The 12966-nt window shown below is 62.6% G+C and carries 12 protein-coding genes; 3 read left to right on the top strand and 9 right to left on the bottom strand.

Annotated elements, in window-relative coordinates:
- The first annotated feature begins 80 nt into the window (after positions 1-80).
- A complete protein-coding gene (gene hpf, locus ACGYK7_RS01700; RefSeq protein ID WP_067267651.1) occupies positions 81-647 on the top strand; it encodes a ribosome hibernation-promoting factor, HPF/YfiA family in 567 nt (188 codons plus the stop codon).
- A gap of 40 nt (positions 648-687) precedes the next feature.
- Entirely contained in the window at positions 688-1152 is a 465-nt protein-coding gene (locus ACGYK7_RS01695) for a PTS sugar transporter subunit IIA (RefSeq protein ID WP_067630567.1), read from the top strand.
- A gap of 37 nt (positions 1153-1189) precedes the next feature.
- On the opposite strand, the gene ACGYK7_RS01690 is transcribed toward ACGYK7_RS01695, so the two are convergent.
- The 7 genes from ACGYK7_RS01690 to ACGYK7_RS01660 all read right to left on the bottom strand — a co-directional run bounded on the left by ACGYK7_RS01690 (position 1190) and on the right by ACGYK7_RS01660 (position 10111).
- Positions 1190-4321: an efflux RND transporter permease subunit gene (locus ACGYK7_RS01690; protein ID WP_394398410.1), complete on the bottom strand. Its 3132-nt coding sequence runs from the start codon at positions 4319-4321 to the stop codon at positions 1190-1192.
- On the bottom strand, positions 4318-5562 hold the full coding sequence (locus ACGYK7_RS01685) for an efflux RND transporter periplasmic adaptor subunit (RefSeq protein ID WP_394398408.1): 1245 nt from the start codon (positions 5560-5562) through the stop codon (positions 4318-4320). The genes ACGYK7_RS01690 and ACGYK7_RS01685 overlap by 4 nt, the downstream gene beginning before the upstream one ends.
- 42 nt (positions 5563-5604) lie before the next feature.
- The gene (locus tag ACGYK7_RS01680) at positions 5605-6075 is read right to left on the bottom strand and encodes a GbsR/MarR family transcriptional regulator (protein WP_394398406.1); all 471 of its coding nucleotides are present in this window, start codon (positions 6073-6075) and stop codon (positions 5605-5607) included.
- A 124-nt stretch (positions 6076-6199) separates the two neighbouring features.
- Positions 6200-6766, bottom strand: coding sequence for a membrane integrity-associated transporter subunit PqiC (locus ACGYK7_RS01675; RefSeq protein WP_394398404.1), 567 nt, complete (start codon positions 6764-6766; stop codon positions 6200-6202).
- 3 nt (positions 6767-6769) lie between these two features.
- On the bottom strand, positions 6770-8854 hold the full coding sequence (locus ACGYK7_RS01670) for an MlaD family protein (RefSeq protein ID WP_394398402.1): 2085 nt from the start codon (positions 8852-8854) through the stop codon (positions 6770-6772).
- A complete protein-coding gene (locus tag ACGYK7_RS01665; protein ID WP_394398912.1) occupies positions 8847-9506 on the bottom strand; it encodes a paraquat-inducible protein A in 660 nt (219 codons plus the stop codon). The genes ACGYK7_RS01670 and ACGYK7_RS01665 overlap by 8 nt, the downstream gene beginning before the upstream one ends.
- Positions 9464-10111: a paraquat-inducible protein A gene (locus ACGYK7_RS01660; protein ID WP_394398400.1), complete on the bottom strand. Its 648-nt coding sequence runs from the start codon at positions 10109-10111 to the stop codon at positions 9464-9466. The genes ACGYK7_RS01665 and ACGYK7_RS01660 overlap by 43 nt, the downstream gene beginning before the upstream one ends.
- Before the next feature lie 157 nt (positions 10112-10268).
- Here ACGYK7_RS01660 and ACGYK7_RS01655 point away from each other — a divergent pair, with 157 nt between their 5' ends.
- Entirely contained in the window at positions 10269-10829 is a 561-nt protein-coding gene (locus ACGYK7_RS01655; protein WP_394398398.1) for a type 1 glutamine amidotransferase domain-containing protein, read from the top strand.
- Between the two features lie 50 nt (positions 10830-10879).
- Here the strand turns inward: ACGYK7_RS01655 and ACGYK7_RS01650 are convergent, their stop codons facing one another.
- Positions 10880-11983, bottom strand: coding sequence for a CaiB/BaiF CoA transferase family protein (locus ACGYK7_RS01650; RefSeq protein ID WP_394398396.1), 1104 nt, complete (start codon positions 11981-11983; stop codon positions 10880-10882).
- Positions 11980-12951: a C45 family autoproteolytic acyltransferase/hydolase gene (locus ACGYK7_RS01645; RefSeq protein WP_394398394.1), complete on the bottom strand. Its 972-nt coding sequence runs from the start codon at positions 12949-12951 to the stop codon at positions 11980-11982. The genes ACGYK7_RS01650 and ACGYK7_RS01645 overlap by 4 nt, the downstream gene beginning before the upstream one ends.
- Between the last annotated feature and the right edge of the window lie 15 nt (positions 12952-12966).

The following is a 12966-nucleotide window of genomic DNA, read 5'->3' as shown; positions in this document are numbered from 1 at the left end:
CCTCCATATCTGAAAGTTGTCGCGCGCCACGCATGTGGACCGTTTGGCAATGTTCGGAACAAGAAAGACAAGGAGACGTTATGCGGTATCAGATCAGTGGCAAACAGATCGACATTGGCGACGCGCTTCGGACGCATGTCCGAACCGAACTGGACGAGGCGGTCAGCAAATATGCCGAACGCCCGACAGACGCGATGGTGGTGTTTTCCAAAACGGGCCACGAATTTGCCTGCGAGGCCACCGTGCATCTTTCCACCGGCCTCAATGCCTCGGCCAAGGCCAAGGCGACAGAGATCTACGCCGCCTTCGACAGCTGCTGCGAAAAGATGGAAAAACAGCTGCGCCGCTACAAGCGCCGCCTGAAGGACCATCACAAAGAACGCGCCGAACCGGTTGAACTTCTGGGGGCGTCCTCCTATATCCTCGCGTCAGACAGCGATTCAGATGCGCAGGAACCTGATACCCTCCAACCCATGATCATTGCAGAGATGCAGACGAAGGTGCCAACTTTGTCTGTCGGCGAAGCGGTGATGCAGATGGAATTGTCGGGCGATCCGGTGCTATTGTTTCGCAAGGAAGGCCAGGAAGGGATGAATGTCGTGTACCGCCGCGAAGACGGCAACATCGGCTGGATCGACCCTTCGTAACCCACGGCGGTAACTTCCGCCACAGAGCAGGGCGAGCGGAATGGATTTCGGCAAACTCCTCAAGCCAGAGGCCGTGAAGGTTTTGACTTCGGCTTCAAGCAAGAAGCGTCTGATGCAGGATATCGGCGAACTCGCCCAGCAAGCCTATGGGCTGCCGGCCGGCCAAGTGGTGGATGCGTTGATGACGCGCGAAACCCTCGGGCCGACCGGCGTTGGCCATGGTGTTGCCCTGCCCCACGCGCGGATGGACGGGATCGACAAGGTCGTCGGTGCCTTCGTGCTGTTGGACAAGCCGATTGATTTTTCCTCGGTCGACCGGCAACCGGTCGACGTGGCTTTTGCCCTCTTCGCCCCCGAAGACGCGGGGGTGGAGCACCTCAAGGCGCTGGCGCTGGTGGCCCGTACGCTGCGCGACACCAGCATCTGCACCAAGCTACGGTCGAACCCCGACCCGGCCACGCTTTACACCATCCTGACCGAAGACAAGGCCGATAAGGCCGCCTGATCGTGGGCCGCCTGATCTTTAGCGGCTTGACCCTGCGCTAGACGGCGACCGGTTCCGGCTCCGGCGGGGTCGGCTCAGCGCGTTTCGCCTTCTTCTCTCCCAGCATCAACATTGCCGGGGTCACCACAAGCGTCAGCACGGTGGCGACCACCAGACCGCCCGCGATGGCCGAACTCAGCTCGGTCCACCATTGGGTGGAGGGCGCGCCATAGACGATCTCACGCGTGAAGAAGTTGATGTTGAGGCCGATCACCATGGGCATCAGGCCAAGCGCCGTGGTAACCGAGGTCAGCACCACGGGCCGCAAACGCTGCGCCCCGGTGCGCAAGGCGGCCTCCAGCGGCGACAGCCCCGCTTTCTTGAGGTCGTTGTAGGTGTCGATCAAAACGATATTGTTGTTCACCACGATCCCCGCCAGCGCGATCACCCCGATGCCGCCCATGACCACCCCGAAGGGCCGTCCGGTGATCAGCAGACCAAAGAGCACCCCGGCAATCGAAAAGACGATGGCCGACATGACGACGAAGGCTTGATAAAAGCTGTTGAACTGGATCACGAGGATCACGAACATCAGGAAAATAGCGGTGATGAAGGCGCCCGCGAGGAAGATCATCGATTCCTGCTGGTCCTCCGCCTCCCCGGCGAAAGAGGCTTCGACACCCGGCGGCAGGTCCATCGCGTCGATCGCGCTGCGCAGGGCGACGGTCTGGTCGTTCACCAAGACGCCCGGCGCGACATTGGCCTCGATCGTGACCACCCGCTCTTGGTCCACCCGCGTGATCGTGCCGGTCCGGGGGCTTGGCTCAAAGGTCACGAAATTAGAGATCGGGACCAGCCCCGCCGAGGTCGGCACGCGCAGCGACTGCAACTCTTCCAGCGTGCGCTCATCGGAGGGGAAGCGCACGTTGATGTCGATGGAACCCTCGGCATCGTCAGGCCGGTAATCCGCCACGGTGATGCCCCGCGTCAGCAGTTGCACCGCCTGCCCCAGCGTCGAGATATCGGCCCCAAACCGCGCGGCCTCGGACCGGTTCACGGCGATGCGCCATTCCACCCCCGGCAGGGGGCGCGAGTCGGTCACATCGGTGAAGCCGCCGATATCGGCCATCTTCTCGCGGATCTGATCGACCACCTGCTGCTGCACCTGCGGGTCATGCGCCTCGATCCGCAGATTGACGGGCTTGCCCGCCGAGGGGCCGTTCGAGGCGGTTTGCACCTGCACGTCGATCCCCGGAATGGCCGCCATCTCGGTCCGGATTTCTTCACCAATTTTCGCGGCGGTCCGGCGTTCGTCCCATTCGGTGAACTCAACCTGAATGGTGCCGATCAGATCGGCACTGTCGCGGTTGCTGCTGCCGGTGCGGGCATAGACGCTGGCAATCTCGTCATAGGCAAAGAGGCGTTGCTCGACCTGCCGCACCAGCGCGTCTTGTTCGTAGATCGAGAAATTGTCCCGCGCGCGCACCTGCACCTGCGCAAAATCAGGCTCTACATCAGGGAAAAAGGTGATGCCGTTGCCGAATTGCGCATAGGCCGTAAAGCCGCCCATCAGCAGGGAGATGGCTAGGATCAGCGTCATCCACGGGCGTAGGATGGCGAATTGCAGCAGTTTGACATAGCCGCCGGTAAAGCCTTTCAGGTCACGCGGGTCGCCCTGTTCCGCGGCATGGAGCGTGGCCTTGTCCTTGGCCGATTGCGGCGGGCGCTTGCCGATGATTCCGCCGACGACGGGGATAAAGACCAGCGCCATGAAAAGCGATGCAGTCAGGGTCAGGATCACCGTGATCGGCAGGAATTTCATGAACTCCCCCACCGTGCCGGTCCAGAACAGCAGCGGGAAGAACACGCTGAGCGTCGTCGCTGTCGAGGCAATGATCGGCCATGCCATGCGCTTGGCGGCATGGGCATAGGCGGCGCGGGGCGTATGCCCCTCTTGCAGCCGCCGGTCGGCCAGCTCGGTGGTCACGATGGCCCCGTCCACCAGCATCCCCACCACGAGGATCAGCGAAAACAGCACCACAAGGTTCATCGTATAGCCCATGACCCAAAGCGCAGTCACCCCGGCCAAAAACGCCCCCGGAATGGCCAAGCCCACCAGCAGGGCCGAGCGGACGCCCAAGGCCCAGACGATCACGATCATCACAAGGATCACCGCCGCGATGACATTGGCCTCAAGATCGCTGAGCATGTCTTGGACCTGCTCGGATTCGTCTTGGGTGTATTTGACGGTGATGCTGTCGGGCCATTCCGCGCGCATCTCGTCAATCAATTCGCGCACCGCCGCGACCGTCTCGATGATATTCGCGCCCGAGCGTTTCTTGATCTCAAGCGCCAGCGCGGGCTGGCCATCAATGCGGGCGAATCCGGTTGGGTCTTTGAAGGTTCGGCGGATCGTGGCGACATCGGCAAAGGTCACCACCGTATCGCCGCGCACTTTGATCGGCAACGACATGACATCTTCGACATTCTCGATCAGCCCCGGCACCTTGAGCACCAGCCGCCCCGCGCCGCTCTCAATCGCCCCCGCCGCGATCAGGCGGTTGTTCCGGTTGATCTGGCTGATCAGCTCTTCGAAAGAGATGTTGTAGGTCTCAAAGACCGTAGGGTCGATCAGCACTTCCAAAAGCTCGGTCCGCTCCCCCCCGACATCCACCTCAAGCACGCCGGACAGCCCTTCGATCGCGTCCTTCAACTCTTCGGAAATGGTATTCAGCGTCCGTTCCGGCACCGGGCCCGAGAGGATCGCGGTCAGGATCGGAAAGAGCGCCGTGTTGATCTCGGTCACGACCGGATCGGTGGCGTCTTCGGGCAGGTCCGACTTGGCCCGGTCCACGCCTTCGCGCACCTTGTCGAGCGCCTCGTCTGAATCGAACCCCGGCTCGAACTCCAATTGCACCGAGGCATGGCCCTCGGCCCCGTTCGAGGTGATCTGTTTCAACCCGGTGATGGCGCTGAGTTCGGTCTCGAGCGGCTCAACGAGCAACCGCTCGCTGTCCTCGGGCGAGATGCCTTCAAGAGAGGTCGAGACATAGAGCGTCGGGATCGGAATCTCGGGCGAGCTTTCCTTGGGGATGCCGACATAGGCATAGGCCCCGACCGCCAAAATCATCACCAAACTCAGGATCACCACGCGGGCGCGGCTGAAAGCGGCGTCGATCAGCGTGTTCATTCCACCTGCTCCGGCTGGGCGGCTTCGGCGCTGCCGGTGATCTGGCCGTCGCCCGTTGGCTGCTCTTCCAATTCGTCGATCTCGGGCACACCCGCCATGGGCTGCGCCTCGCTCTCACTGTCGCCACCGGTTTCGGGCTGCGGATTGACCCTCTCGCCATCATTGACGAAGCCCTGCCCAATGGTGATGATCCGGGCCTCATCCGGCAGGCCCGCGATCCAGATGCCATCGGTCTGGGCGCGTACGATGGCGATCTTGTTGAAGACGACCTTGTCGTCGCCATTCACCGTTTTGACGCCCAGGGTGCCATTGGTGTCCAAGGACAGGATCGCCGGAGAGACGAAATGGGCGCGGGTCTCGCCCGTGGGGATGCGCACGCGGGCCGAAATGCCCGCGGGGATCGCCCCATCGGTGTTCTCGACCCTGACTTCGGCGGTAAAGGTCCGGGTTTCGGCGCTGGCACTGCTTGAAACGAACTGCACCTCGCCCTGCGCCTCTGCCCCGGTGATGAAGACGACCTCGGCGGTTTGGCCCTCTTTAATGTCTTTGAGCGACTGCTGGGGCACCTGCACTTGGATCGTCAGCGGCGTGTTGTCGACCAGACGCGCGATTTCCTCACCGGTGGAGACGAACTCACCCGCCGAGATGTCGAGCATCTCTAACCGGCCCGGAAAGGGGGCGCGGATTTCGGTGTTGTTCAGCGCCTCTTCGGCGGCGGTGACCGAGGCTTGAGCGGCGGCCAAGGTCGCGCGCGCTTGGCTCACACGGTCCACGGTCGAGACGCCGCGGTCCAGCAAGGCTTGGGCATTGTCGTATTCGCGTTGCGCGCGGCTTAGTTCTTCACGCGCGCGGGCCAGATCGGAATCGCGCGCCGTGGTGCTGAGCCGCGCGATCAACGCACCCGCTTTGACCACATCGCCCTTGGCGACAAGCACCTCGGCGATCTCACCGCCCGCTTCGGCGCGGACCATGGTGTCTCGGTCCGGCAGGGCTTGTCCTTCGGCGACAAAGACCTGCGTTACGCTGTCGGCCTGAGAGCCGCGCACGGCCACGGTCACCGCTTCGGGGGAAATGGGCGCCGGTGCGGCGGCTTCCTCGGTCTCTTCGGAGGGGATGATATAGCCGCTGCCCATCCAAAGAGCGATCAACAGCGCAATCCCACCGGCGATGAACTTCGACCGTTTCGAGCCGGCATCGCTGTCGAATGAAAGCGTCTGGCGCTCTTGAGAGGTGTCACTCATTGATCGAACTCCATCACCGCGCCCCCGTGATCGGGCCGCGCGTCAATTCTTGGGCTTGCTCACCCGGGTTGCTACGTCATCAAGCGCGGCGCTGATCGTGTCATAGAAGGCGGCGAAAGTATCGAGCCTCTGGCGCACCCCTTCGGCCTCTTCGGGCAGCTTGCTGATCGTATCGTTAATCTCGGATTTCGCGTGGCGGGTTCCTGCCAGCGCATATTTCGTCATCGCGGCATAGGCGTCATCGGCAAGTTGAAAGTAGTCCTGCCGGTCGCCCGTCTTGTTCACCCGCCGGATCAGCCCCCGCTCTTCGAGCAGGCGAATAGAGGTGCTGATCGTGGCGCGGCTCACGGAAAGGCGGCGCGACAGCGCGCCAAAGGCGATCGGCTCGCCCTCGAACACCAACATCGCAAAGATCTGCCCCGCCATGCGCGGCAGCCCCTCGCCCATGGCCACCACCCCCATGCGGGTAATGAAGTCATCGCGGACTTGGTCGATTTGGTCGGTGCTATCCATCATTTCCCGTCCACGGCAGGTGCGTTGACGGTAGATAGACAAGGTGAGGCACAAATCAAGACTATTCAGAATTTTCCGAACAGACAGAACAACGCGCGTCGCGGAAAAAGCCCGGCGTTTGGCCCTACTTCAGACCATTCTGAGCAATGTACCGGGCCAGATCGAGGACGAGTTGCCCCCGCGCTGCGGCAATGGCGTTCGCCCCCCCTTCGGGATTGAACGGCACGCTGAGGTCAAACAGGCCCGACCGCTCCCGACGCTCATCCCGGACGGCCACGAAATACTGGCCGGAGGCGCGGAATTCTCCGGCTTCGGTGGCCACCAGTTCGGCAAAGCGCACTTCGAGCCGGGCATCGGGGAAGGCCTCAAACGGCCAAGGCTCAGACGCAATGCGCCGCCCCGTCATCCGTGCGAGATTCTGGCTAAGCTCCAGCGCCACGGCCCGCTCGGGCGCATCGGCCCAGAGCACATCGGTGGAGCTGACCAGACTGCCATCGGCCAATTGCACCGAAATCTCCTCGGAGGCGGCATAGGTCGGCAATGAGACATCGCGCACTTCGACGGAACTGAAAGAGATGGGGGTCTTCTCTGTCACCGCCGGGGCGCGGACGGGGAAACGTTCAGCCGTACTGCCACAGGCCGCCAGGGCTGCCATGAGGCCGAGGGTGATCAAGGGTCTTGCAAGTGTCATGCGTTACCGTCCCAGCAATAGAGAATTGGGGTTACGTTCGATGGTCCGCGCCAAAGATGCAAGGGCATCGGCGGCTTTCTGGATGTCACGCAGCGTGCGTTCGGCGCTGCGGCTGAGCTGTTCACCTTGGTTATAGCCTTCGATGGTGCGGCTGGCTTGGGCAAAAAGCGCGGTCAAACGCTCGACCACCTGTGGCAGATCGCGCGCCGAGACGGCGATATTGTCCGCGGCATTGCGGGCCGAGGCCAATGTGCGGTTCACATTCTCGACCGCGCCGCCTTCGCGCAATTCCTCAAGCGTGGCGTTCACTTCATCCAATGCCCGCTTGAGCGCGCCCGGCAGGGCCACCGCATCTTCGGTGCCGATCACTGCGTCAGCAGATTCGGTAAGATCGGTGAGCGCGACGACCAGTTCTTCGACCTCAAGCGTTTCGGCCTTGGCCGCCACCGCCTGAATGCGCTCCACCAACTCCGGCACACCTTCGACTGAGGAGGATACCGCATTGGCCGCCTCCGACGCGCCCTCAAGCGCGGCGGACAGGCGCTCGGCAATGCGCTCTTCCTCAAGCTGGGCCACCAGTTCTTCGATCCGCACCAAGGTGCCGTTCAAAGCGACCGGCACGTTCTTGACCTCTTCGGACGAGACCAGCCCGGTCAACTCGCCCAGAAGGGTGCGCACGTCCTGCGGGGTCTCACGCAGGTCTTCGTCCGACACGAAAGCCTCTGCCGAGTTCAGGAAGGAAATCGCGCTGTTGAGCAACTCTTCGATCGGCAGGCTGTTGATGCGGGTAAAGACACCTTCGACCGTGGCCGCGGCATCGGAGACGTCGCTTTCCGTGGTCGGCATCAAGGCAAGACCATTCTCCGTCTCGTTCAACGAGGCTTCGGGCGCGTCTTCGACGGCCACGAACTCAACCTTCAAACCGCCGGTCAGCAGGCTGGCCGATGCAAGCCGCGCGCGCAGACCGTTTTCCACACGCTCTTTCAGGAAGGCCAAAGCGGCTTCGGCGGTCACGTCATCCTGCATCCCCAGATGCGCCGGCTGGATCGACAGGATCGCATTCAGCCGCACGCGGCTGTCGCCGAAACGTTCGAAATCCACCAGCCCCGAAAGGGTCTCGACCTCACCGATCTCAAGCCCGCTCATCTCAACCGGGGCGCCGACGATCAGACCTGAGATATTGTCGTCGAACACGACGCTCAGCTTCAGTGGATCGACCTCGGAGGCGTTGAAGACAGAGTTCCGCGCGGTTTCCTTGTCGGGGTAGATCTCAAACACCGTCCCGTCAGACACCTGCGCCCCGCCCGAGACGAAAGTGTCAAAGGTGATGCCGCCGCCAACAAGGGTCGCCAACGAGGAAAAGTCGATTTCGGCCCCCGCCGGGCCGATGTTGACGCTAAAGCCCGATGCGTCCCAAAACCGGGTGGATTCATTGATCAACTGGCGATGCTCTTCGAAAATCAGCGCCTCGACAATGGCAAAATTGCCGCGCGGGGCGATCTTGGCATAGCCGACGCGGCCCACTTCGATGCCCTTGTAAAGGATCGGCGCATTGTCGGTCAGATGGCCGTTCGCGGTGGAGCGGAAGGCGATCTCAAGCCCGCCTTGGCCGCCACGGATCAGCGGCTCGGTCGATGACCCTTGAAAGCGCTCCGCCGCCGGGCCGACCTGTTGGTCCCATGACCCTTCGATATAGACACCGCTCAGCACCGTGCTGAGCCCGGTGATGCCCTGCGCGGTGACTTCGGGCTGCACGACCCAGAAGACCGCGCCGTTGTCGATATAGGGGGCCACGTCCTTGTCGACGCGGATATGCGCCGTCACCCGGTCCAGACCCAAGGTAAAGCCGACCTTCTCGACCACCCCGACCGTCACATCGCGAAAGCGCAATTCGGTCTCTCCAGCAGAGATGCCCGCGCCCTCTTCGAACTCGATGACGATCACCGGGCCGCGTTCGCTGTACGAGCGGTAGGCCACGAAAAGCGCCACGATCAAAGCGAGGATCGGAATGATCCAAATCACCGAAGCCCCGCTGAGAAACATCTTGCGGGTCGGCGAAATCGGGAGGTCGGGAGGTGTCTTAGTCATCGGTTTTCAGGCCCTCGTCCTTGGTCTGAGCGTCCCAGATCATGCGGGTATCGAACGCTTGTGCCGCCAGCATGGTAAAGATCACGGAGAGGGCGAAAAAGATGCTCGCGGTACCGGGATTGATAGCGGCCAGTGTCTTGAGTTGCACCAGAGCAGACAAAATCGCAACCACAAAGATATCGATCATCGACCAGCGCCCGATGTACTCAACCATTTCGTAAAGGTAATGCCGCTGCCGCTGCGAGGTGACAGAGCGCCGTTTGACGCTGATCGCGAGAAAGGCCACGGCCATGAACTTGGCCAGTGGAATGGCGACAGACGCGAAAAGGATGATAAAGGCGATCCCCCAGTTGCCATATTGCGCCAGTTCCACCGCCCCGCCGATGATGGTGCTTTCCTCAACCTGAAACAGCGTCCGGGTCTTGAGCATCGGATAGGTATTCGCGGGGATGTAGCACATCAGCCCCACGGTCCAGAAGGCCCAGACACGCTGAAGGCTCATCCGGTCACGCGAGACCAGCTTGCTGCCACAGCGGCTGCAAAGCGCCGTGCCCATCGGCGCAGGCTTGTTACAGCGGGTGCAGGCCACGATGCCCAACTCCCGTGCGCTCACGATGTCTTGGGATGTTCCAGAGAATTCCATACGGACCATTTGCATAAGAATCTGTCCTGCGCGATGACGAGGATCACCAGCGCGCCGAACATGTAAAACGCGGGGCCAAAGCCCACGTCGGCCAGATCGGCCACTTTGACCAGCGCCACGGCACAGCCGATGGCAAACACCTCGGCCATCGACCAAGGGCGCAGCTCCTCTGACAGCCGAAAGGCGGCGACGGCATGGCGCGCGGGCGGGCGATCAAGCACCACGGGGATCAGCACATAGAGTGTCAGCAACACCCGCAAGAGCGGGATGAAAAAGATCAGCGCCGCCGTGGCCAATGACAAGAAGATCATCGGCCCGCCGGAAAAGGCAAGGGCCGCATCCAGCACCGACACCGCGTTGCTGGCCCCCGCCGCGTCGATGGTGAGAAAAGGAAAGACCGCCGCCCCGATGATCAAGACCATGACCGCCACCGCCACGGCGATGATCTGCAACCCGGCGTTCCTGCGGGGCGTGATCAGGGCGGTATGGCACCGCTCACAACTCGCCCGCTCCCCATGGGCGGGGCGGCGCAGCCGATAGACGGCGTCGCATTGCGGACAGACGATCAATTCGTCTATGGGCAATTCGGCAAGGGGGGTGTCGGGGCGATCCATTCTGAACGCATATATGATGCCGCCCTTCGACGTATCAACAAATATTCACCGCCCTGTGGCGCATCTGCACCGGCGGATCATCGCCCTCGCGCGAATGTGAGGGGAACAGGGGCCCAAGCAGACCGTTGGTCCAGCAGAAATGACAAAGGAGAAAGCAATGACTGATATCACCAATGCAAAGATCCTGATCCTCGCCACCAACGGCTTTGAGCAGTCCGAACTGGAAAAACCCCTGAACGATCTGCGCGACCGCGGCGCCACCGTCCATGTGGCCACGCCCGACGGTAATGAGATCAAGGGCTGGGACGAAGATGACTGGGGCAACACCGTGCCTGCAGACCTCGCCCTCGGGGACGTGAACGTCGACGACTACCAGGGCATCGTGCTGCCCGGTGGCCAAATCAACCCCGACCTGTTGCGTGCCAACGAAGACGCGGTGGCTCTGATCCGCAAGTTCCACGACAGCGGCAAGACCGTCGCCGCCATCTGCCACGCCCCGTGGCTGCTGATCGAGGCGGGCATCATCAAGGGCCGCAAGGCGACCTGCTACTCCTCCATCGCGACGGATGTGAAGAACGCCGGTGCGCATTACGAAGACAGCGAAGTGGTGGCCGACCAAGGCATCGTGACCAGCCGATCGCCCGAGGATCTCGACGCTTTCGTCGGTAAGATCGTTGAGGAAATCGAAGAAGGCAAACATGACCGCAAAGCGGCCTGAGCCTTGCCTCTGTGACGAGACTTACCCCCGGTCCTTTGGCCGGGGGTTTTTCATGCGCGGTCGCGCGGCAGGCCAAGTTCGTCTAGCAGCGCATCGGTATCGGCCCCAATGGCACGCGGGGGGCTGGGCATCTGGGGCGCAGTGGCGCCGAAACGCGGCGCTTGGCCCGATTGCAACACGCCATCGACCCTCACCACATTGCCCCGCGCCGCCATCTGCGGATGGTCCGGCGCTTCGGAAAAGCTGAGCACCGGGGCCACGCAGGCATCCGAGCCGTCGAAATGCGCCGCCCAGTCGTCCCGGGCGCGCGTGGCGAAGATCGCGGCGAAATCGGCGATACGCGCCTTCCATGTCGTCCTGTCGTTCTGGCTCTCGGCAAGCGCCGCAGGCAGGCCCAACTTCTCTAGCAAGATCGTGTAGAACTGCGGCTCCAAAGCCCCGACCGAGATGAATTTCCCATCCGCACAGGTGTAACACCGATAGAACGGCGCGGCCCCGTCGAGCCAATTGGCGGCACGCTCTTCGGTCCATGCGCCTTGGGCCAGCATACCATGGATCAGCCCCATCATCGCAGGCACCCCATCGACCATCGCGGCGTCGACGACTTGGCCCTTACCGGTCACCCCGCGCTCGATCACAGCCGCAAGGATGCCGAACAGCAAAAACATCGTCCCGCCGCCGTAATCCGCCACCATGTTCAAGGGCGGCACCGGGGGCGCATCGGCGCGGCCCATGGCATGAAGTGCCCCTGTGAGAGCCAAATAATTGATGTCATGCCCCGCCGTTTCCGCCCAAGGGCCGGTCTGGCCCCAGCCCGTCATCCGACCATAGATCAGAGCTTCGGGGCAGGCGTCAGGGCCAAGGCCCAAACGCTCCATCACGCCGGGGCGGAACCCTTCGATCAGCACATCGGCAGAGGCGATCAGCGCCTTCGCCGCGGCGATCCCTTCGGCGGTTTTCAGGTTCAAGACCACCGACCGCTTGCCGCGCCGGTTGATGTCCGACGGGTCCGCCGGGGCGGCTTTGCGGTCAACCGTGATGACATCCGCGCCCAGATCGGCCAGCAATTGCCCCGCCAGTGGCGCGGGGCCAAGGCCGGAAAACTCCACCACCCTGAGCGAGGACAGCGGCCCTTTGCGCGCCGCCCCGCTCATGCCGCCCCCGGCACCAAGACCTGCCGCGCCCCGTCGGTGAAATCCGACAGCGACAGCGCCCATGTCGTGCCGGGCCAGCGCAACTCCATCTCGCGTTTGCGCGGACGGTAGACGGCGGTGTAAAGCGTGCCGAACCCCGCGTTGAAGGCCGTGGAATAAAGCGGCGGCTTGAGGAAGGCGCCGATGAACTTCTCCTCCGGGTCGCGGTGCAGACGCAGACGTTGCAAAAGGTAGCGCTCCCGCTCGACCGTGGCGGTAAAGCGGGCGTGGCTGACCCACTCCACATTCTCTTGATGATTGGTCGCCACTGCGGCACGGGTGATGACAGCGGGGCGATCGGGGGCCATCATAGCCGTCAGATAGTTGCGCTTTCGGTCCAGCACGGTCACGTTGTAGCTCATATGCGTGGGCACCCGCGCCAGCACCTCGCCTGCCTCTTGCGCGGTTTCGCAGGTCTGCAAAACATAACGCAGGATCAGCGGCACACCGAAGCCCTCGCCCACTACACGCCGCCCGCCAAAGGTCAGCGAGATCGACAGCCCTGCATCGTTCACCCCATCGACTAGCCCCCAAAGCCCGTCGGAGGTGCCCATGACCTGCCGCCCCTGCCAACCGGTGCGCAGCACCATCGCGTCAAAGGCATTTGGGTTATAGTCATAGTTGCGCACCATGACCGGCTCTTTCCCCGCCCAGATCGCCTGCGAACAGGCCGACAGATAGGGCGGCGGACAGTAGAAACTGAGAAAGCGCGCCGCGTGATCGCCGCCGCCTGCAAGACTGCAAAGCTGGTCATAGAGCGGCAGCATCTCGGGCATATGCTGGGCCAGCGCACGGCGGCACTGGGCATAGGTCGGGCGCGCGGCCTCCCCCTCCTTCAGCCACCATGCGTGGTAATCAGGCCAATAGGCCGCGAAGAGTCCAGCCCATTTCGGGCCGGGCTGGTCTTCGGACAATGCGCGCCAATACATCGCGGCCTTTCGTCT

It is taken from the genome of Sulfitobacter sp. 1A15299 (genome assembly GCF_043556915.1).
GTDB lineage: Bacteria > Pseudomonadota > Alphaproteobacteria > Rhodobacterales > Rhodobacteraceae > Sulfitobacter.
Note: the sequence above shows the minus strand (reverse complement) of the source record. Positions and strands in the feature narration are given on the sequence as shown.

What these genes read in the sequence shown, in the direction of transcription:
- ACGYK7_RS01660 (WP_394398400.1), bottom strand. Translation starts at nt 10,111, where the DNA reads ATGGATCGCCCCGACACCCCCCTTGCCGAATTGCCCATAGACGAATTG.
- ACGYK7_RS01655 (WP_394398398.1), top strand. Translation starts at nt 10,269, where the DNA reads ATGACTGATATCACCAATGCAAAGATCCTGATCCTCGCCACCAACGGC.
- ACGYK7_RS01690 (WP_394398410.1), bottom strand. Translation starts at nt 4,321, where the DNA reads ATGAACACGCTGATCGACGCCGCTTTCAGCCGCGCCCGCGTGGTGATC.
- ACGYK7_RS01670 (WP_394398402.1), bottom strand. Translation starts at nt 8,854, where the DNA reads ATGACTAAGACACCTCCCGACCTCCCGATTTCGCCGACCCGCAAGATG.
- ACGYK7_RS01675 (WP_394398404.1), bottom strand. Translation starts at nt 6,766, where the DNA reads ATGACACTTGCAAGACCCTTGATCACCCTCGGCCTCATGGCAGCCCTG.
- ACGYK7_RS01665 (WP_394398912.1), bottom strand. Translation starts at nt 9,506, where the DNA reads ATGGTCCGTATGGAATTCTCTGGAACATCCCAAGACATCGTGAGCGCA.
- ACGYK7_RS01650 (WP_394398396.1), bottom strand. Translation starts at nt 11,983, where the DNA reads ATGAGCGGGGCGGCGCGCAAAGGGCCGCTGTCCTCGCTCAGGGTGGTG.
- hpf (WP_067267651.1), top strand. Translation starts at nt 81, where the DNA reads ATGCGGTATCAGATCAGTGGCAAACAGATCGACATTGGCGACGCGCTT.
- ACGYK7_RS01680 (WP_394398406.1), bottom strand. Translation starts at nt 6,075, where the DNA reads ATGGATAGCACCGACCAAATCGACCAAGTCCGCGATGACTTCATTACC.
- ACGYK7_RS01695 (WP_067630567.1), top strand. Translation starts at nt 688, where the DNA reads ATGGATTTCGGCAAACTCCTCAAGCCAGAGGCCGTGAAGGTTTTGACT.
- ACGYK7_RS01685 (WP_394398408.1), bottom strand. Translation starts at nt 5,562, where the DNA reads ATGAGTGACACCTCTCAAGAGCGCCAGACGCTTTCATTCGACAGCGAT.
- ACGYK7_RS01645 (WP_394398394.1), bottom strand. Translation starts at nt 12,951, where the DNA reads ATGTATTGGCGCGCATTGTCCGAAGACCAGCCCGGCCCGAAATGGGCT.